Annotated in this window: 16 protein-coding genes, 5 tRNA genes and 1 riboswitch; of the genes, 20 read left to right on the top strand and 1 reads right to left on the bottom strand. The window is 42.6% G+C overall.

Annotated elements, in window-relative coordinates; all coding sequences use genetic code 11:
* The first annotated feature begins 43 nt into the window (after positions 1 to 43).
* The 9 genes from SPD53_RS16175 to SPD53_RS16135 all read left to right on the top strand — a co-directional run bounded on the left by SPD53_RS16175 (position 44) and on the right by SPD53_RS16135 (position 6,122).
* A tRNA-Glu gene (locus tag SPD53_RS16175) sits at positions 44 to 118 on the top strand.
* A gap of 533 nt (positions 119 to 651) precedes the next feature.
* Positions 652 to 727: transfer RNA gene (locus tag SPD53_RS16170), tRNA-Thr, on the top strand.
* Between the two features lie 47 nt (positions 728 to 774).
* A tRNA-Tyr gene (locus SPD53_RS16165) sits at positions 775 to 859 on the top strand.
* Between the two features lie 8 nt (positions 860 to 867).
* Positions 868 to 942: transfer RNA gene (locus SPD53_RS16160), tRNA-Gln, on the top strand.
* Between the two features lie 395 nt (positions 943 to 1,337).
* A tRNA-Lys gene (locus tag SPD53_RS16155) sits at positions 1,338 to 1,410 on the top strand.
* 259 nt (positions 1,411 to 1,669) lie between these two features.
* Entirely contained in the window at positions 1,670 to 2,959 is a 1,290-nt protein-coding gene (locus tag SPD53_RS16150; RefSeq protein ID WP_336253173.1) for a hydroxymethylglutaryl-CoA reductase, degradative, read from the top strand.
* Positions 2,956 to 3,918 carry a mevalonate kinase gene (gene mvk / locus SPD53_RS16145; RefSeq protein ID WP_156856573.1) on the top strand — a complete coding sequence of 321 codons (963 nt, stop codon included), beginning with the start codon at positions 2,956 to 2,958 and terminating at the stop codon, positions 3,916 to 3,918. The genes SPD53_RS16150 and mvk overlap by 4 nt, the downstream gene beginning before the upstream one ends.
* 92 nt (positions 3,919 to 4,010) lie before the next feature.
* Positions 4,011 to 4,985: a diphosphomevalonate decarboxylase gene (gene mvaD, locus SPD53_RS16140; protein WP_336253172.1), complete on the top strand. Its 975-nt coding sequence runs from the start codon at positions 4,011 to 4,013 to the stop codon at positions 4,983 to 4,985.
* A gap of 12 nt (positions 4,986 to 4,997) precedes the next feature.
* On the top strand, positions 4,998 to 6,122 hold the full coding sequence (locus tag SPD53_RS16135; protein WP_156856571.1) for a phosphomevalonate kinase: 1,125 nt from the start codon (positions 4,998 to 5,000) through the stop codon (positions 6,120 to 6,122).
* Between the two features lie 149 nt (positions 6,123 to 6,271).
* Here the strand turns inward: SPD53_RS16135 and SPD53_RS16130 are convergent, their stop codons facing one another.
* Positions 6,272 to 6,445, bottom strand: a complete 174-nt coding sequence (locus SPD53_RS16130) for an aspartyl-phosphate phosphatase Spo0E family protein (protein ID WP_232334402.1) — start codon at positions 6,443 to 6,445, stop codon at positions 6,272 to 6,274.
* Between the two features lie 192 nt (positions 6,446 to 6,637).
* Here SPD53_RS16130 and sigW point away from each other — a divergent pair, with 192 nt between their 5' ends.
* The 11 genes from sigW (at position 6,638) to SPD53_RS16075 (ending at position 20,569) form a co-directional block, all read left to right on the top strand.
* Positions 6,638 to 7,201, top strand: a complete 564-nt coding sequence (gene sigW, locus SPD53_RS16125; RefSeq protein WP_156856570.1) for an RNA polymerase sigma factor SigW — start codon at positions 6,638 to 6,640, stop codon at positions 7,199 to 7,201.
* 15 nt (positions 7,202 to 7,216) lie between these two features.
* Entirely contained in the window at positions 7,217 to 7,855 is a 639-nt protein-coding gene (gene rsiW / locus SPD53_RS16120) for an anti-sigma-W factor RsiW (RefSeq protein WP_156856569.1), read from the top strand.
* Between the two features lie 433 nt (positions 7,856 to 8,288).
* Positions 8,289 to 9,104, top strand: a complete 816-nt coding sequence (gene cdaA / locus SPD53_RS16115; protein WP_336253171.1) for a diadenylate cyclase CdaA — start codon at positions 8,289 to 8,291, stop codon at positions 9,102 to 9,104.
* Positions 9,097 to 10,323 carry a CdaR family protein gene (locus tag SPD53_RS16110; RefSeq protein WP_336253170.1) on the top strand — a complete coding sequence of 409 codons (1,227 nt, stop codon included), beginning with the start codon at positions 9,097 to 9,099 and terminating at the stop codon, positions 10,321 to 10,323. The genes cdaA and SPD53_RS16110 overlap by 8 nt, the downstream gene beginning before the upstream one ends.
* A 47-nt stretch (positions 10,324 to 10,370) precedes the next feature.
* Positions 10,371 to 11,714, top strand: coding sequence for a phosphoglucosamine mutase (gene glmM, locus SPD53_RS16105; protein WP_156856566.1), 1,344 nt, complete (start codon positions 10,371 to 10,373; stop codon positions 11,712 to 11,714).
* Positions 11,715 to 12,703: 989 nt separating this feature from the next.
* Positions 12,704 to 12,890, top strand: a riboswitch (cobalamin riboswitch).
* Positions 12,891 to 13,002: 112 nt separating this feature from the next.
* A complete protein-coding gene (locus tag SPD53_RS16100) occupies positions 13,003 to 13,995 on the top strand; it encodes an ABC transporter substrate-binding protein (protein ID WP_336253169.1) in 993 nt (330 codons plus the stop codon).
* Positions 13,985 to 15,010 carry a FecCD family ABC transporter permease gene (locus SPD53_RS16095; RefSeq protein WP_156856563.1) on the top strand — a complete coding sequence of 342 codons (1,026 nt, stop codon included), beginning with the start codon at positions 13,985 to 13,987 and terminating at the stop codon, positions 15,008 to 15,010. The genes SPD53_RS16100 and SPD53_RS16095 overlap by 11 nt, the downstream gene beginning before the upstream one ends.
* Before the next feature lie 10 nt (positions 15,011 to 15,020).
* A complete protein-coding gene (locus tag SPD53_RS16090; RefSeq protein ID WP_336253168.1) occupies positions 15,021 to 16,505 on the top strand; it encodes an adenosylcobinamide amidohydrolase in 1,485 nt (494 codons plus the stop codon).
* Positions 16,506 to 16,553: 48 nt separating this feature from the next.
* Complete coding sequence (locus SPD53_RS16085) at positions 16,554 to 17,141, top strand: cob(I)yrinic acid a,c-diamide adenosyltransferase (protein ID WP_336253167.1); 588 nt, start codon at positions 16,554 to 16,556, stop codon at positions 17,139 to 17,141.
* 91 nt (positions 17,142 to 17,232) lie between these two features.
* The gene (trpB, locus tag SPD53_RS16080) at positions 17,233 to 18,396 is read left to right on the top strand and encodes a tryptophan synthase subunit beta (RefSeq protein WP_336253166.1); all 1,164 of its coding nucleotides are present in this window, start codon (positions 17,233 to 17,235) and stop codon (positions 18,394 to 18,396) included.
* A 523-nt stretch (positions 18,397 to 18,919) separates the two neighbouring features.
* Positions 18,920 to 20,569, top strand: a complete 1,650-nt coding sequence (locus SPD53_RS16075) for an SLC13 family permease (protein WP_336253165.1) — start codon at positions 18,920 to 18,922, stop codon at positions 20,567 to 20,569.
* The last annotated feature ends 7 nt before the right edge of the window (positions 20,570 to 20,576 follow it).

Genomic DNA, 20,576 nt, shown 5'->3' with positions numbered 1-20,576 from the left:
AAAATTCGTCAGTTTGAAAATCTGATCTTTGCCAAATCTTATTGGCCCGTTGGTCAAGCGGTTAAGACACCGCCCTTTCACGGCGGTAACACGGGTTCGAATCCCGTACGGGTCACCATTTACATCTTAAAAACAGCTTACATTCGTAAAGCTTTTTTCTTTTTTACCGGCCTAGCTCATTCGTAGAGCACGCCGCGAATAACATCCTTGAATGATCTTCCTCGAGGCGGCCTGCGAGGAGTGTACACATCACCGAATAATCATTCAACACGACGAGCTTTCAAACATCTAGCTCATACAATAAAACCAGTACACCATAATATTATGCCGGTCTAGCTCAATTGGTAGAGCACGCCGCTCACTGCTTCTCTGCTATTGCTTCCCCGAAGCGGCCTGCGAGGAGTGTACGCATCACCGAATAATCTTGCAACACGACGAGCTTTCAAACATCTAGCTCACACAATAAAACCAGTACTAAATTATAATTAAGCCGGTCTAGCTCAATTGGTAGAGCACGCCGCGAATAACATCCTTGAATGATCTTCCTCGAGGCGGCCTGCGAGGAGTGTACACATCACCGAATAAACTTGCAACACGACGAGCTTTCAAACATCTAGCTCATACAATAAAACCAGTACTAAATCATATCAAGCCGGCCTAGCTCAATTGGTAGAGCAACTGACTTGTAATCAGTAGGTTGGGGGTTCAAGTCCTCTGGCCGGCACCATTTATTTAAATCATATGGTATAAGACAAAAAATATGAAGAATAATATGGAGGGGTAGCGAAGTGGCTAAACGCGGCGGACTGTAAATCCGCTCCCTCAGGGTTCGGCAGTTCGAATCTGCCCCCCTCCACCATTAATTGTTGGGCTATAGCCAAGCGGTAAGGCAACGGGTTTTGGTCCCGTCATTCCTAGGTTCGAATCCTAGTAGCCCAGCCATTTTTATTTTTAATATCGCTAGTCAAGCATCTAGCTTACATAATAAAACCAGCACCAAACTTACAACACGAGCCATTAGCTCAGTCGGTAGAGCACGCCGCGAATAACATCCATGAATGTACTTCTCTGAGGCGGCCTGCGAGGAGTGTACGCATCGCCGAATAATCTTGCAACACGACGAGCTTTCAAACTTCAAGCTCATATAATAAAACCAGTACCAAACTTACAACACGAGCCATTAGCTCAGTCGGTAGAGCACGCCGCGAATAACATCCATGAATGTACTTCTCTGAGGCGGCCTGCGAGGAGTGTACGCATCGCCGAATAATCTTGCGACACGACGAGCTTTCAAACTCTAAGCTCATATAATAAAACCAGCACTAAACTTACAACATGAGCCATTAGCTCAGTCGGTAGAGCATCTGACTTTTAATCAGAGGGTCACAGGTTCGAATCCTGTATGGCTCATCAATCTCACGTATGTAATTAAATGAATCAACCTCTGCAAATAAAACAAGGCTCACGTTTTGGGAGCCTTGTTTTATTTGCAATATAAGCCTTTTTTCAACATAATAGATAGAGAAATTAGCAAGGTGAAGGTTTTTTGTAAAAATAAGTAGCTGTTCCTACAAAAAAGACATGCTATCATGTTATAATCGTTAGGAAGAATTAATGTTTTTAACTAATAAAAACCATTCATTATTATAATATTAAAGGATGATCAGGTATGAAATCGTCCAGAATTCCTGGTTTCTATAAAAAAACAATAGAAGAGAGAAAAGCATTGATCACGGAAATGCATCCATTTACAGAAGAAGACCTTGCTGTATTTGAATCAGTTGCTCCATTAGCCGAAGATACGGCAGATAATATGATTGAAAATGTTGTGGGGACTTTTCAGCTGCCTCTAGGCCTAGGGTTGAACTTTTTAATAAATGGAAAAGAATATACCATACCGATGGCAATTGAAGAAGCCTCTGTTGTAGCATCTGCCAGTCACATTGCGAAAATTGTTCGTGATGCGGGCGGGTTTGTTACGGAATCTACAGAACGCGTAATGATTGGACAGATTCAGGTAGTTGGTTGCTCTGATTATACAGAAGCAAAAGAAGCTGTTCTAGAAAATAAACAAATATTGATTGATGCTGCCAATGATGCTTTTCCGAGCATTGTAACCCGCGGCGGTGGTGCGGAAGATTTAGACGTCCGTATTTTAAATGAAGCAGCGGATTCCAAGTTTGGGAAAATGCTGATTGTCCACCTCTATGTCAACACGGTTGATGCAATGGGCGCAAATTTAGTTAATACAATGGCAGAATCAATTGCACCATTAGTAGAGGAAATTACGCAAGGTAAAGTTTACTTACGGATTTTATCTAACTTAGCGGATCGGAGTTTGGCAAGGGCTCGTTGTATCATTCCTCCTCATTTACTGGGAACGGGAGATTTCTCAGGGGAGGCAGTGCGGGATGGTGTCATTCATGCGTATGAATTTGCTGCATCTGACCCTTACCGGGCGGTTACACATAATAAAGGGATTATGAACGGAATTGATCCTATTGTAATTGCTACTGGAAATGATTGGCGAGCAGTAGAAGCCGGCGCTCACGCGTATGCAGTTAAGGATGGACAATATACTTCCATGACAACCTGGTATAAGGATGAACAAGGAAACCTAGTTGGTGAGCTCGAGCTCCCAATGTCAATTGGAATTGTCGGCGGGGCAACCCGTGTACATCCAATGGCGAAACTTGCTCTTAAATTATTGGAAGTTAATAGTGCTAAAGAATTGGCTGAGGTAATTGTAGCGGTTGGTCTCGCCCAGAATCTGGGTGCGCTAAAGGCACTTGCGACAGAGGGTATTCAGAAAGGGCATATGACCTTACATTCTCGCTCTGTTGCGATGGCAGCAGGTGCTGCAGGGGAGATGGTTGATATTATAGCACAAGAATTAATTAAAAATAACGATATCCGTGTTGGAAAAGCGAAAGAATTGGTGGAAAAATATAAACGATGAGTGCAGAAAAAGTTTCAACTTCAGCAAAAACAGCTATTGGTATAGCTCATAGTAAATTCATCTTAATCGGCGAACATGCAGTTGTACACGGACAACCTGCAATCGCTATTCCATTTCCACTGATTGGTGTCGAAACGATGATTGAGTATGTGCCTGGCCCGGCAATACTCGACAGCAGTTTCTACTACGGACCAATCCATATGACACCAAAATCATTACGGGGTATTGCCGACTGTATCACGGATACGTTGGAATACCTAGAAATTCCATGTGAGAATCTTGTTATCCGTATCAATTCATCCGTCCCACCTGGAAAAGGTTTGGGATCTAGTGCCTCGGTGGCCGTTTCTGTTATTCGTTCGCTGTTCAATTATGCAGAGCGCGAATGTACGCATGAAGAATTATTGAAGCTTGCGGATATCGCAGAGACTTATGCACATGGTTCGCCAAGTGGCATTGATACATTAACGATTACGGCAAATACACCAATTTGGTTTGAGAAAAATCATCCGATTGAAAGGATTGCCGTGAAAGAAGATTTGTATTTCCTTGTTGCTGATTCGGGACAAGATGCGGATACGAAATCATCCGTTCAATCGGTAACGGATTTGCTAAAGAAAGCCCCGCGTACAATTCAGCGTAAATTGGACCGTATTGGCCAGTTGACCCATGAAGCGAAGGATGCACTTGAGAAAGCGAGTAAGCACTTCCTCGGGTCTATGTTGAATGAAGCGCAGAAAGAACTTGAATATTTAGGTGTAAGTGATGCAGTATTGAACCGTTTAATTCGTTTTGCCAGACAAGAAGGAGCGCTCGGGGCCAAGCTTACGGGTGGCGGAAATGGCGGCTGTATTATTGCCTTAGCTCAAAATGAAGTACATTGTAAGCAATTAGCTGATAAATTAAAACAGTTCGGCGCGCATTCCGTTTGGCCATTTGTACTGAAGAAAAATGGTTAACCTTTTAGAAAGTAACCAGATATCAAGCCTTACGTGCTGCTATTTGGTTACTTTCATTTGTATATGAAATTATTTAGGTAAAGGGGATTATTATGAAAGCTACAGCTAAAGCACATACAAATATTGCCTTAATTAAGTATTGGGGAAAGCGGAATGAAGAACTGATTTTACCCACAAACAACAGTCTTTCCCTAACATTGGACGGGTTTTACACAACGACTACTGTAGACTTTCAAGAAGATCTCAAAGCAGATAGTTTCGAGTTGAATGGGATACCTGAACAAGGTGAAGCATATAAACGGGTAACCGCTTTTCTTGAATTAGTTCGGAAAATGGCGGGCAAGGAAGTTTACGCACATGTTGCATCAGACAATCAGGTACCTACTGCAGCTGGATTTGCGTCATCTGCGTCAGGCTTTGCGGCGCTTGCTGCAGCCGCCTCCAAGGCAATCGGGCTAGACCTGGATGATAAAGAATTGTCACGCTTAACAAGGCGTGGTTCAGGTTCTTCCAGCCGTTCAATCTACGGTGGTTTTGCGGAGTGGCAAATGGGGGAGAAGGAAGATGGTTCTGATTCTTATGCTGTTCCTATTGCAGATGAGAATCATTGGGATATCCGGATGGCGGGTGTCGTACTAACTTCGGAAATGAAAAAAATCTCGAGCCGAGCAGGAATGCGCCGGACGGTTGAAACTTCGCCATTCTATGAAGGCTGGTTGAAGAGCATACCGGAAGACCTCACAGGAATTAAAGAGGCAATTCAGGAAAAAAATTTCATCCAAGTAGGAGAAATTGCGGAAGCGAACTGCTTGAAGATGCATGCTACTTCATTAGGTGCGAAACCACCATTTACATATTGGCTGGATTCTACAATTCGCGTGATGCGACAAGTACAGGAAATGCGGGAACAAGGAATACCAGCATATTTTACAATCGATGCCGGTCCAAATGTGAAGGTGCTTTATTTACCAGAACATGAGGTAGAGGTTGAACGGATGCTTCGGGAAGTCCCTGGTGTAACTGATGTCATTCTCAGTAAACCAGGTCCAGGAGTAAGCTATCTTTAGGAGTGGAATAAGTTGTCGACGAATAAATTGACGATAAAAGTACCAGGTAAATTGATGGTTGCCGGTGAATTTGCGGTTCTAATTCCCCATCACCATCTTGCGGTCACGGCTGTAGATCGATTTGTTTATGCAACGATAGAGGATGCCGAACAGAGAACACTTACGTTGGAAGATTATCAGTTGGAAGATTTATCGTGGGGTTATAAGGATGGAAAAGTTACCATTCAATCTGCGGACGATCGTCTTTCTTTCGTAAAAGAAGCGATGGAAGTGACTTGTACGTATCTTGCAGAAGCGGGTGTAGAGATGGATCATTTCAACTTGGCTGTTCGCAGTGAGCTTGATGATGCATCAGGGGTGAAATATGGTCTCGGGTCCAGTGCAGCGGTTGTTACAGCGGTTGTTACAGCAATTATGGCCCGTTTTACAAAAGAAGAGCTGGATAAGGATGTCATTTTTAAATTAGCTGCCTTAGCCCATGTTAACATTCAAGGCAGTGGTTCGGGTGCAGATGTAGCTGCCTCTGTTTATGGTGGGATTTTACAGTATTCCTCTTTCCAAGCGGAATGGCTGCTCGATGCTTCTAAAAGTGCTGCTTCCATCCATGAATTACTGGAAGCGGATTGGATTTATCTATCGATCAAGCGTTTAACTTTGCCGACATCTGTTTCTTTTTGTGTTGGCTGGACAGGGAATCCGGCATCAACGACTAAACTTGTCGGGCGAATATTGAAACTGCAGGATGACAATCCGCAAGCTTTTAAAGAATTCTTAGCGAAAAGCGAACGAGCAGTACATACTTTGCTTACAGGAATGGAAGAAGAGAATCAGGAACTTCTTTTTAGCGGGGTAAAAGCAAATAGGAAGGCCCTCGCTACTGTTGGAAACAATGCGGATGTATCGATTGAAACAGCGTTGCTCGGAACGTTATGCGACCTAGCGGATGGGTTAGGTGGAGCAGGTAAACCTTCCGGAGCTGGCGGTGGAGATTGCGGCATTGCTTTTATGCCGAGTAAGCGTCAGGCTGAACAATTATTCTCGTCCTGGGAAAAGGCTGGGATTAAGCCGCTTTCCATCACCTCACACCCTGAAGGGGCAACAGTGATTGAGTCTAAAAAAAATATAAAAAAGACATAAATCTCTTGTGTGGTGAGATTTATGTCTTTTTCTTACTTAGTTGGTCTTACTAGTTGAAATTCGTATACTCTTTCTTTTAAAAATCAAATACCGATAATATTTAATGTGGTTGCGGAGTTGACCGTCAACACTCGAATTTATTTGATTGTTTATCTGGAGGCTAATTCATAGTAATTATCATAGTTTTGATATTTATTAATGAGTGTGTCCAATTTCATACTAGATTCTATAACAGCCTGTGAAGTAAGTTCGTGATGGTAACTAAGGACAATTAATTCCTGCCGGCATGCTTCAATTTTTTCCAACAACATTGATTTACTCACAAAAGCTTCCTCCTATCTAGTATACTATAATAAGAAAATACCCAAGTAATAGCAAGGAAAAACCTATGAAAATATAAGATAAATTGATAAGCTATAGTTTGTGCAGATAAAAAATAAAAAAGCGGAAAAAAATGAAACCTTTTGAGTTGCTCGTTCGTAATCATAATACCGCATTATAGGCGGAGGTAAAGTATGGAACAAATAATTAGGGAGAAAATAATATTAGTAAAAAAAGGGGATCAGTCTGCCTACGAAGATTTGGTCTCATTTTACCAAAATAAAATATACCAGCATTGCTACCGGATGCTTGGTAATGCACATGAGGCAGAGGATATTGCGCAAGAAGCTTTCATACGGGCATACGTAAACATTCATTCCTTTGACGAGAAACGAAAATTCTCAAGTTGGCTGTATCGAATCGCCACGAATTTATCAATCGACAGACTCCGCAAACGGAAACCAGATTATTTTTTGGACGCAGAGGTTAAAGGAACGGACGGGTTGGATATGTATTCCCAGCTTCAAAGTGAAGGTGCTTCTCTAGTGGAAGAAGTGGAGAATAATGAACTACAGAGATATATCCACACAAAGATTTCCGAACTTCCACCGAAATACCGCAGTATTATTATTCTGAGGTATTTAGAAGAGTTTTCCTTAAAAGAAATAAGTGAAATATTGGATATCCCAATCGGAACGGTGAAAACAAGGATTCACCGGGGTAGGGAAGCTTTACGGAAGAGGCTTCGTCATGTGTAAAGGAGTGTGGTCCCATTGAAATGTAATGCAGAAACCATTGGGCTGATGCATAAATATTTGGATGGAGATATAACGACGGAAGAAGAGCAACAACTAAAATATCATCTGGAAGACTGTGAAGCTTGTCAGGAGCATTTCCGCGAGTTAAAGCGGACACTTACACTTATCCAAAGTGCCGAACGTTTCGAAGCGCCGGCGAACTTCACAGCAAATGTTATGAAAAACCTCCCGACTGAAAAAAGACAGGTTAAATATTTACGCTGGTTTAAGATGCATCCAATGCTTACGGCTGCAGCTGTTTTCTTTATACTTATGTTTACCGGCGTCTTTTTTACATGGGAACAAGACAATCAACTCGTCGTCTCGAAACAGGAAAATTTAATTATTGAAGGGGATACAGTAATTGTTCCTGAAGGCGAAGTAGTCGAAGGTGACTTACTCGTTAAAAATGGAAATTTAATTATTAATGGTACGGTTGATGGGAATGTCACATTGGTGAACGGGAAGCTGATTGATGATGATCCACTAGACAACAGAGGTTTAATGGCCTCGGTCGGTGAAATAAATGGAGAATTCGAATCCGTCGACCAAACATTCGACTGGATATTGTACAAACTTAAAGGCTTTGCTAAAAAAGTGTTTTCATTTGAATAGCATAATTTGTGAATTAAGACTGAGAAATAACTATTCTAATATGGATTTACGCCATAAATGGAGGGTTATGCCTTAGTCTTTTTTCTTTATTGCATAAGAAGCTATAAAATATAAATGCTATGGATAACATAGATATCCAGGGCTAGCCACGTCCGATCTGCGCCCAGCAACTAACAGAACTTTTGGTGGGACGAGCAGTGCGCAGTCCCAAACTTCACACTCCTCCCCAGGTGTTGGAACGAATCGCGTTTTTAACCTGCAAGGGCGCTTCCGCCTTTGTTAAAGGCTCTAAATCTTAAGGTGGTTGCTTCGCTATTATGTTCACATGAATCCCGGTATTTATGATATAATAAGGAACATGTAATTCATTGTAGATGTATTTTTTGAAAATTAATTATACAATTGTTAATTCATAACTAAAGGACGTGTGACCATGCTCGATGGGGGATTCGACCTGCTAACGATACTTAGAATAACCGTAGACATAGCTCTCATCTGGTATGTGCTATATAAACTGATGATGCTAGTCCGCGGCACGAAAGCTGTGCAATTACTTAAAGGAATTGCCGTCATCTTGGCAATTTGGCTACTCAGTATTGCATTTAACCTCCAGACGGTTCGTTATTTCTCGAACCAGTTTATCCAATGGGGGATTATAGTTATAATTATTTTATTCCAGCCTGAGCTGAGAAGAGCCTTGGAGCAGCTTGGAAGAGGAAGCTTCCTTACGAGGAGTAATAAATCGAGAGAAGATATGGAAATACAAATTGAGGCAATCGTCCAGTCCACAACTTATATGGCGAAGCGGCGAATTGGCGCGCTCATCTCTATTGAAAAGGAGACTGGAATTGGCGAATATGCGGAGACGGGGATTCCGATTGACGGAGAATTGACCCACCAGCTGTTGACAAATATTTTCACACCGAACACACCGCTCCATGATGGGGCTGTTATTATTAAAAGAGATAAAATTATTGCAGCTGCTTGTTATTTACCGCTGTCAGAGAGTCCATTCATTTCTAAGGAACTGGGAACGAGACACAGAGCTGCAATGGGGATCAGTGAAGTAACAGATGCCCTTACTATTGTCGTTTCAGAGGAAACAGGTGCGATATCTTGCACGATAAATGGCAAGCTGCATCGTGATTTAACGGAAGAAGCTTTAACAGAATTATTAAAAGAACATTTATCCTTGCTTCCAATGACCTCTGAGAAGACGAAAAAACGGAGGGGGAATGAAAATGGATAATTGGTTTCAAAGTAAATGGTTTATTCGTGTATTAGCGCTTGGCTTTGCCATTACTTTATTTATTTTCGTGAATGTAGAATCCAATTCATCCAGCTCTGAATCTTCTATTCCGGGAAGGAATTTACAAACCCAAACACTTGATGATGTTCCAGTGGAAATCGATATTAATTCGGATGATTATGTCGTAAGTGGGGTTCCGGAATATGCAACTGTGACATTAGAAGGTTCTCCCGCAACGATTATGCCTGCTATTTTCAATCGTAATTTTACCGTCTACGTAGACCTACAGGGACTTGGAGAGGGAAATCATACGGTAGAATTGCAGCATACGGTTTCTGATGATATTAGCGTTTATATAGAGCCGAAAACAATCGAGGTATCCATCGAGGAAAGGGCAAGTCAGGAATACCCGATAACGGTGGAATTTTTAAATACCGATCAATTGCCGCCGGGAGTAGAGGTCGGGGGCTATGAATTAGATCAGTCCAGTGTCCAAATTACAACATCCAGAAGAATTATGGAACAAATCGGTGTCGTTAAAATTTATGTCGATGTGGCCGGACAGGAGACTTCGATTTCGAACCGAGAAGTACCGGTGAATGTGTATGATACGCAAGGAAATGAACTGCAAGTTCGCTTGGACCGGGAGACGGTTGTTATATCTGTTGATTTCGTGAGTCCAAGCAAAGTTGTTCCAATTGATATTGAAACAACCGGTGAATTACCAGAGGACTTTTCCTTGTTGTCCATTTCTGCTAATCTGGATGAGGTTGAGATTTTTGCAGTCAGTGACATTCTTGAACAAATTGATTCCATCTCAACGGAAGAAATCGATCTCTCGGAAATTACGGAATCTGGAACGATTGATGTTGGTTTCGATCTCCCGGATGGTGTATATACAGGAAAATTGGAAACAATTGAAGTAACGGTTGAAGTGGAAGAAGCACGGGTTCTAGAAGCCATGGCGATTGAAGAGGAAGAACTTGAGGACGGACTAGCTGTAACGTATGTCGAGCCAAGTAAAGCCGAAATGGATATTACCGTAACAGGAAATGAAACATTCCTTCGAGAGCTGAGTCCTGATGATTTCCGCGTCTTTGTTAATTTGGCAGGGCTTGAACCGGGTGAACATCTTGTGCCAGTTGAAGTGGAATGGGATGAGGTAGAAGATGTGACAGTTACTCCCGAGTTTGAGGAAATCACAGTTGAAATCGAATAGACTTAAGTAAGTGACTTTTAGATGGTTTATTAAAAGGAGAGGTATGAATGAAGAAGTATTTTGGGACCGATGGTGTCCGAGGTGTGGCGAATAAAGATTTAACACCGGAACTTGCCTATAAATTAGGTCGAATCGGCGGATATGTACTAACGAAGGAAAGGGAAAATCCGAAAGTGATCATCGGAAGAGATACACGTATCTCAGGTCATATGCTTGAAGGAGCTTTGCTCGCAGGCTTACTTTCTATCGGTGCAGAAGTCATGCGTCTCGGCGTCATCTCTACTCCAGGAGTGGCTTATTTAACGAAATCAATGAGTGCTGATGCAGGTATTATGATTTCCGCTTCGCACAATCCGGTGGAAGATAACGGAATTAAATTCTTCGGTCCGGATGGTTTTAAGTTGACGGATGAGCAGGAGGCAGAGATTGAAAAGCTTATCGATGAGGATGACGAACTTCCGCGACCGGTCGGAGCAAACATCGGTACAGTGAATGCTTATTTTGAAGGCGGACAAAAGTATATTTCTTTCTTAAAAGATACGATTGATAACGACTTTGACGGCCTTGCAATTGCTATCGACTGTGCACACGGTGCAACATCCAGTCTTGCAACTCATCTGTTTGCGGACCTCGAGGCAGACATTTACACGATTGGCACATCACCGAATGGCTTGAATATTAACGACGGTGTAGGTTCCACTCATCCAGAAGCGGTAAGAGAGCTTGTATTGGAAAAGGGCGCAGATATTGGTCTTGCATTTGACGGAGATGGTGACCGTTTAATTGCAGTCGATGAGAAAGGTAATATCGTTGATGGTGACCAAATCATGTATATTTGTGGAAAATATATGAAGTCAAAAGGCGTACTTCGTGAAGATACAATCGTCTCAACTGTCATGAGTAATATCGGTTTTTATAAAGCGCTTGAAGAGAATGGCATGCATAGTGATAAAACCGATGTAGGCGACCGCTATGTTATGGAGGAAATGCGTAGGGGCGGATTCAACCTTGGCGGAGAACAATCCGGTCATATCATTTTCCTCGATTTTATTACGACAGGTGACGGTATGCTAACTGCATTACAGCTTGTAAATGTTATGAAAGATACAGGGAAACCTTTATCGGAATTAGCTGGAGAGATGCAAGTATTCCCACAAGTTCTGAAAAACGTTAAAGTAACGGATAAGAATGAAGCATTGACCAACCCGCTTATTTTGGAAGAAATTGATGCGGTGGAAAAAGAACTCGGTGAAAATGGCCGTGTGCTCGTCCGTCCATCCGGAACCGAGCCACTTGTCCGTGTGATGGTCGAAGCGGAAACGAAAGAAGCATGTAATAAATATGCCGACCGTGTGGTTTCCGTGATTGAAAATTTACTTGGGTTAGAGTAATTGATTGAAAACTGCTTTCTGTCAAGGGACAAGGGAGCAGTTTTTTTGTGTTTATTTTACTATTGCTATATCCGCGCTTATGAGGAATGTTAATCGCTGTTAATTTCCCTATTCCGTGCTCCATCTCTTTTCAAGGGAAAGTAATCGCAGTTTACTTTCCCAATTCAGCGCTCCATCTCATCTTAAGGGAAACTAATCGGAGTTTATTTTCCCATTCCAGCGCTCCATCTATTCTCAAGGGAAAGTAATCGTCGTTTATTTTCCCATTCCAGCGCTCCATCTCATCTCAAGGGAAACTAATCGGAGTTTATTTTCTCATTCCAGCGTTCCATCTCTTCCCAAGGGAAAGTAATCGCCGTTTATTTTCCCAATCCAGCGCTCTATCTCATCTAAAGGGAAAATAATCGCCGTTTATTTTCCCAATCCAGCGCTCCATCTCCTCCCAAGGGAAAGTAACTGCCGTTTATTTTCCCAATCCAGCGCTCCGTCTCATCTCAAGGGAAAGTAATTGCCGTTTATTTTCCCATCCCAGCGTTCCATCTCCTCTCAAGGGAAAGTAACCGCCGTTTATTTTCCCATTTCAGCGCTCCATCTCCTCCCAAGGGAAAGTAACCGCCGTTTATTTTCCCATCCCAGAGCACCACCTCCTCCCAAGGGAAAGTAACTGCCGTTTATTTTCCCAATCCAGCGCTCCATCTCCTCTCAAGGGAAAGTAATCGCCGTTTATTTTCCCAATCCAGCTCTCTATCTCCTCACAAGGGAAAGCAACCGCAGTTTATTTTCCCTACATCGCATTCCGCTCCTTCGAATGGGAAAACACCCAGAATGCAGTTTGCTGAGGAATGGTAGAATCCTTCTTCCATTCATTCAATATCCTCGATAGAAAAAGTTAAATAAGATATTGATTTGCCTTCTTGCCCGGGCAAGAATAAAAAGATGACTTTCACATGAAAAAGGTGTACGATATGATATAGATTCATTTGATAAAATGAAATGCAATAGAAATAGGTGGATTCGATTGTTGAATTCTTAAAAGGGAAGTTGGTGTAAGTCCAACGCGGTCCCGCCACTGTATGTGCGAACGAGCTGTAAATACCACTGTGCGTTAAATGCATGGGAAGGTGCAGCGGAGTGATGAGCATGAGCCAGGAGACCTGCCTATTCTGTAACGCCAGCACTACGAGGATAGTCAGGTGATGGGTCTATATGGATGTATACCTATTTACTGAAGCATCTTCACACTGTGTGGGATGCTTTTTTTAATGAATTTATTATTGGAGGAATGGAAATGAAAAGATTATGGCAGGGTTTGCTGCTCGCGTTCTTACTTAGTCTGCTAGTTGCTTGCGGACAAGGCGCGACAGACAATGAAGATGCAACTGGAAATACAGGTAAAGATGAAACAACTGAAGAAGAGTCAACGAACGGTGATCATTATCCACTGACACTCACAGATGCAATAGATAATGAAATAACGCTTGAGGAAGAACCGGAGCGGATTGTTTCATTGATCCCGAGCAATACGGAAATTACATTTGCTTTAGGACAAGGGGATAAGGTAGTCGGTGTGTCGGATCATGATAATTATCCGGAAGAAGTACAGGAAATTGAAAAAATTGGCGGCATGGAATTGAATGTGGAACTGATCCTTAGCCTTGACCCGGATATTGTCCTCGCCCATGAATTAGGGGTGAGCAGTGCACAGGAAGCATTCGAACAACTTGAAACTGCAGGTATACCAGTATTCGTCGTTCAAGATGCGCAGGATATTGCGAGCACTTACGAGACGATTGAAACCATTGGACAAGTTATCGGTTCTAAAGAAGAGGCAGAAGAACTGATTGCGGAAATGGAAGCAGAATTTGAAGAGATTCGTGAGCTTACATCCGAGATAGCTGAGGAAGATATACGGACAGTTTTCTTTGAAAATTCCCCTGCACCGGATATTTATACAGCAGGTCAGCATACGTTTATTCATGAGCTGTTGGAAATGATTCATGCTGAAAATGCCGCTGGTGAGCATGAAGGATGGCTCGCGCTTGATCCAGAGGAAATCATTGAACTGAATCCGGATGTCATCATCACTTCCTACGGTGCATATATTGAAAATCCAGAAGAAGAGGTTCTTTCGCGAAATGGTTTTGATGTAGTTGAAGCAGTTACGAATGAAAGAGTTTATGATATTGATGCTGATTTGATTACTCGTTCCGGTCCGAGACTCACAGAAGGGGCAAAAGAATTAGCTGAAGCGGTTTATCCGGAGCTGTTTGATGAAGAGTAATGTAACAAAATATGGAATTTCTTTTACGCTTCTTATTGGAGCGATGCTTTTTGCCATCTCGATTGGCAGTGTATCCGTCCCGATTCTTGATATTGTTAAAGTGATTGGCAGCGAAGCCTTTCGCTTACCCGTTGGTGCTGATGTCGATCCAATGTATGTAAGTATTGTATACGAGATTCGTTTGCCACGAGTACTGTTGGCAGGACTTGTCGGGGCCTCACTCGCAATTGCGGGAGCGGCCTTCCAAGGACTGCTAAGGAATCCGCTCGCGGAACCATATATTCTTGGAGTATCTTCTGGGGCCTCCGTTGGTGCTGTTGCAACATTGTTTTTCGGAATATCACTACCGGTTATCGGGATGTTTACTTTGCCGTTTTTAAGCATTGTAACAGCGTTAGCGACCATTATAATTGTGCTTTACTTTGCACGAAAAATTGACCGGACGATGCGCGTAGAAACGATTATTCTTACGGGAATCATTTTCAGCGCGTTCTTAGGGTCGGTTATTTCATTAATTATCGCTTTAACAGGGGATGAGTTGCAGCAGATTATCGGTTGGCTGCTTGGCAGTGTATCGATGCGAGGCTGGCGCTATGTTGGAATCATTCTCCCTTTCTTTATTCTTGGCTCACTCATTTTATTAATGAATACAAAAGAACTGAATGCGATGTCGCTTGGCGAAGAACGGGCCCAGCATTTAGGCGTTGACGTTGGCAAAAGGAAAATGCTTATTCTTATTGCTGGTTCCATCCTCACAGGTGCAGCGGTTGCCGTATCCGGGACAATTGGCTTTGTCGGTTTAGTTATCCCGCATTTAACTAGAAAGCTATGGGGTTCTGATCATGTCCATTTGTTGCCGTTGTCGATGATTATTGGAGCGAGCTTTCTTATATTGACCGATTTATTATCGCGGACAATTATCTCACCTCAAGTATTGCCTGTCGGAGTGATTACAGCTTTAGTAGGTGCACCGGTATTTGCGATAATATTAATTAAACAACGGAGAAGAAGTTGAGAGGTGAACCATGCTTTTAATTAAAAATGCCTCGGGTGGCTATGATGGTGAAGAGATTGTAAAAAACATTAGTTTTTCCGTAAATGAAGGAGAGTTTTTTGGAATTCTAGGACCAAATGGCAGTGGGAAGACAACTTTAATCAATATGATTAGTGGACTGCTCGATCTGCAACAGGGAAAAATTGAAGTAGCGGGGAGAAACATTGCCGATTACTCTAAGAAAGAATTAGCTAAGAAAATCGCCGTCTTACCCCAACTCACTCCCCAAGTTTTTCCTTATACAGTAAAAGAAATGGTGTCACTTGGTCGTTATGCGCACCATAGCGGCTTGTTCCGATCATGGACAAAAGAAGATGAGGAAATCGTTCAGCGTGTCATGCGGCAAACGAACATCCTTGAATTTGCGGACACCTCGGTGATGGAACATTCTGGAGGAGAACAGCAGAGAATATTCCTGGCCCAAGCTCTCGTGCAGCAACCGAAAGTTCTTCTTTTGGACGAACCAACTAACCATCTTGATTTAGCCTATCAAAAAGAATTGCTTGATTTGCTCAGAAAAAGTGCAAAAGAAAAGGGCCTCACAGTCGTGGCGATTTTGCATGACTTAAACCTTGCGAGCCTTTATTGTGATCGCCTGCTTTTAATGGATGAGGGCGAAGCAAAAGCGTTGGAAAATCCAGATGAAGTGCTTTCTGAGGAACTGATTAACTCGGTGTTCGATACAGAGGTCATTAAGCAGGCCCACTCTAAAATAGCCAAGCCACAGCTGCATTTAATGCCAAGCAAGAAGACGTGGCAGGGAAAAAAACTGTGGTCAATTGATGAAACAAACCTTTCTTTTAGTACAGAGCAAATCGTACTCCATTCAGATCTCCCGCTGAAAACGATATCCTCTGGTATCGTTGGCGCAGGGATTGGCTGGTATAAATACTTTGTCAATCGGCATGTCGATGAGAATTATTATTGTAATGATCACCGGAAGGAAATGCGAGCTTATTTAAAAGGGCGAGGTTTCCCGCCGGCTCAGACGGTTGGAATGATGACGGCAATTGTCTTGGAAGATTACAGTTTTGGTATTTATGAGGGTAATGGTTTTTCAATCTTAGTTGTTGTGACAGCGAGTGTTGGAAATGCGGTGGACAGCTCACGAGCAAAGCCGCTTGTTGGTCCAGTTGCTCCGGGAACGATTAATACATGGGTTTTTGTAAATGGCAGTTTAACGGAAGAAGCCTTTATTCAGGCAACGATCACGGCAACGGAGGCGAAGGCTCAAGTGTTAAGAGACCTCGCTATTCAAGACCGGAAGACAGGTACGGTCGCAACAGGAACTCCTACAGACAGTATTTTAATTGCCGCAACCCAACAAGGGAAGGAATTGGATTATGCTGGAACCGCGACGGAGTTAGGTGCTCTAATAGGAAATGCTGTTTATCAAGAAATGAAGAGGGCCATTTCCAAAACGTTAAAGAGGAAAAAAACAGCTGAGCAGGGGTAAATCAAACGTTTGCTTGAGAGTATAAAAACAAAAAAAGGAGCGATTCATTTGAGACTGTATACAAGGGCTGGTGACAAAGGAAAGACCGCGTTAATAGGTGGAATGACGACGAAGGATGATATTCGGGTGGAAGCTTACGGATCAATTGATGAAACGAATTCTTTTGTAGGTCTTGCGGTAGCTGGGCTCAATAAGAATAAAGAACCGTTCAAAGACCTCATTGCTGATTTGGAAAAAATTCAGCATGAATTATTTGACTGCGGAACTGAGCTTTCTAATGTATCGAAAAAAGAACGTCCTCACGAGCTTTCTGAAGATATGATTACGTATTTGGAAGAGAGAATGGATGTCTTAATAGACGAGGCACCAGAGCTTGAACGATTTATTCTCCCAGGCGGAACGGAGGCCGCTGCATATTTACACGTTGCGAGAACAGTGGCAAGAAGAGCGGAAAGACAGATTGTAAAACTTTATCAGCGGGAAGAAGATTTAGATCCAATTCCGTTAAAGTATATGAATCGATTATCTGATTATTTCTTTGCAGCAGCCCGTGTAGTTAATTCTCGCCTGCAAGTTGCGGATGTGGAGTATGCCCGCAGTGCAAGGGTTTTTCGTGGCAGTAATAGGAAAAAGTGAAAAAAGTAAAGTTATAATACAATCTTGAATTATTTCATTTTTTATTTATAATGAAGAGAATCTTGAAATTTCATGTAGGAGATGAGTAGAGTTGAGTAAAGAGAATGTAGCAGAGAAAGGTTACTTTGGTGATTTCGGAGGAAGCTTTGTCCCGGAAGATTTGAAGGATATTTTAGACGAAATTGGTGCAGCTTTTGAGAAATATAAGGATAATCCCGAATTTCTTGAGGAATATCGGTATTATTTGAAAGAGTATGTTGGACGTGAGAATCCACTAACCCTTGCGAAAAATCTGACTGAAAAAGTCGGTGGGGCTAAAATTTATTTGAAGCGTGAAGACTTGAATCATACAGGGGCCCATAAAATTAATAATGTGCTCGGACAGATTCTTTTAGCGAAGAGAACCGGTGCAGAGCGGATTATAGCGGAAACTGGAGCAGGTCAGCATGGTGTTGCGACAGCGACTGCTTGTGCGATGGTCGGACTGCCGTGCACGATTTATATGGGTAAAAAAGATACTGAAAGACAACGCTTGAATGTATTCCGGATGGAACTCCTCGGGGCTGAAGTCGTAGCTGTCGATAAAGGGTGGGGACGTCTGAAGGAAGCGGTGGATGAAGCATTTGCTGATCTTGTCGCTAATCACGAAACGACCTTTTATTTAATCGGTTCGGCAGTAGGCCCGTATCCATACCCCGAGATGGTAAAATACTTCCAATCTGTCATCAGCGAAGAATCGAAACGTCAGATTCTGGCGAAGGAAGGGAAACTCCCTGCAGCTGTCGTCGCTTGTGTTGGTGGCGGAAGTAATGCAATCGGTGCTTTCGCTCATTACATTGATGAAGACTCTGTACGACTGATTGGTGTTGAACCTGCCGAGGCAGCTTCCATTTCGAAAGGGAAGCCGGCAATATTCCATGGTTATCGTTCCTTAACGTTATTAGATGAGGATGGTGAAGCATTACCAACCGACTCGATTGCAGCTGGGCTCGATTACCAAGGTGTCGGTCCAGAGCATAGTCATCTGCATGCCACCGGTCGCGGGGAGTATGTGAGTGTGACTGGCGAAGAAGCATTGGAAGCTTTTCAAGAGTTATCGAAAACGGAAGGAATCATCCCTGCACTTGAAAGCTCCCATGCAGTAAGTCATGCGATTCAGCTTGCGAAAGAGCTAGGGCAGGATGATGTGATTATCGTGAATCTTTCTGGCCGGGGCGATAAAGACGTGGAGCAAGTATTTGAGATGTTGAAATAGAATAGCAGATTGGGAGAAAAGAGCATGGATGCAGTTTCGTGCTCTTTTTTTACGCCTGCATTGGTGAAGAGAAATGGCGTTTATGGTTTTATCACGTATTAACGGTCTGTAATACCCCCACCTCTAAACAGGAGGGAAGCCCAACATTTAAACGTGGGGGATATACAGTTCGTAAATCCCTGATTCTGCTCAACTAACATTCAGAGGGGAGGTAAGAAAACCCACTGAATGAAGTTTCACTTAAGCTGTCTAATCACTCGAATGAAGCGGATTGCTCTCTTCGGTCATTTATGACCAATCTCTTTCCCTCGCGCTTATGTTAATCTCTGTATTTCAATCGATTAGAATACTACCAAACACAGATTTTTCAGCATTTCCAACTTGTTATACATCATGGGGGAATCTATAAAAATAAGCGTCGATACGTACACAGGACTTACTCACGACTGATATACAACAACTTGCTTTTTATCAAAAATACATTTAAACTAGACTTATATTTTTATATAAAAGGGGGAGCATCATGATTTCAGCAACTTGGGGTTGGCTTTGGGAAAAACATGATCAAGTGAAGGACATGTTTCGCTTTTTCGTAAAGCCGGGAGACGCAATAGAGAAAAATAAAGTAAAGAAACCAGATGTAACAAAGAGTGGCTACGGTGGTAAAGGAAATGGCGGAAAGCGGCCGTACACTAATGCCCAGATAACAGGTCTTATTCTCGGACCGCTATTATTCATTCTTCTTAAGTTCATCTTAACGTTTGACGGATTATCAAGCGAGGGACAAGCGATTCTTGCAAGTACTGCTTGGATTGCAACATGGTGGGTTACCGAAGCAATTCCGATTCCGGCGACATCCTTGCTGCCAATTATCTTATTCCCGCTAGCAGGCGGCTTAGATATGAAAGCCACGACGTCAGCCTACGGAAATGATACAATCTTCTTGTTTCTTGGTGGGTTTGTCTTGGCTTTAGCGATGGAAAGATGGGATTTACACAGAAGGATCGCGATTAATATCATATCCGTTATGGGAACGAGGCCAGACCGGATTGTGCTAGGATTTATGGTAGCAACCGGTTTTCTTTCTATGTGGATTTCCAATACGGCAACAGCGATGATGATGATTCCGATTGGACTTGCGATTACATATCAAGTACAAGATGCCTTGAAAGATAACCCGAAAGTCGATACGTCAAAAGGGAATTTCTCCTTTGGTAAAGCAATCATGCTTGGGATTGGTTATTCTGCCTCAATTGGCGGAATGGCGACTCTTATTGGAACACCGCCTAATGCTATTTTAGCCGGTACGCTCCGTGAACTGTTCGGTTATGAAATTTCCTTTGCGGGCTGGATGCTGTTTGGGGTCCCGTTTGCTTGGATTTTATTATTTTTCGCTTGGTTCTATTTAACGAAAATGGCATTCCCTACCGAGTTAAAGGACTTACCGGGTGGGAAAGCAATATTTGATCAAGAAAAAGAAAAGCTTGGAAAAGCGTCATATGAGGAGAAAGCTGTTTTCATTGTTTTTGTTCTGACAGCGCTTTCCTGGATTACACGTACTTTTGTTTTAGAAAAAATCAATCCGAATATTGATGATACGGTGATTGCAATTCTTGCTGCTATTGTCCTTTTCCTCATTCCGACGAAGAGTACAAAAGCAAGCCATATTATGGATTGGTCGAGTGCGGTGAAACTACCTTGGGGTGTCCTACTTCTTTTCGGTGGTGGTCTATCGATTGCAGCAGGCTTCACAACGTCTGGATTATCAGAATGGATTGGATCACAGTTAATCGGTTTGCAAGGCGTTCATATTATATTAATTATTCTAGCTGTAACAGCCCTTGTTAATGCACTGACTGAAGTTACATCAAATACAGCAACTGCTACGATGATGTATCCAATTATGGCGGCACTTGCTCTTGCGGTTGATGTTCATCCCCTCGTGTTAATGGTTGCGGCGGGACTATCTGCATCTTGTGCGTTCATGCTGCCGGTTGCTACACCACCGAACGCAGTTGTCTTTGGAACGGGTTATATGCGGATTGTCGATATGGCAAAAGCAGGATTCTTCTTGAATATTGCATCGATTATTTTAATAACCTTGACTTGCTATTATGTGCTTCCGGCAGCACTTGGAATTGATATTACCGTTTTCCCGGATAGTTTTAAATAATAAAAAA

The organism is Oceanobacillus sp. MO10714A (genome assembly GCF_037072045.1).
GTDB classification, from domain to species: domain Bacteria; phylum Bacillota; class Bacilli; order Bacillales; family Amphibacillaceae; genus Oceanobacillus; species Oceanobacillus indicireducens.
Note: the sequence above shows the minus strand (reverse complement) of the source record. Positions and strands in the feature narration are given on the sequence as shown.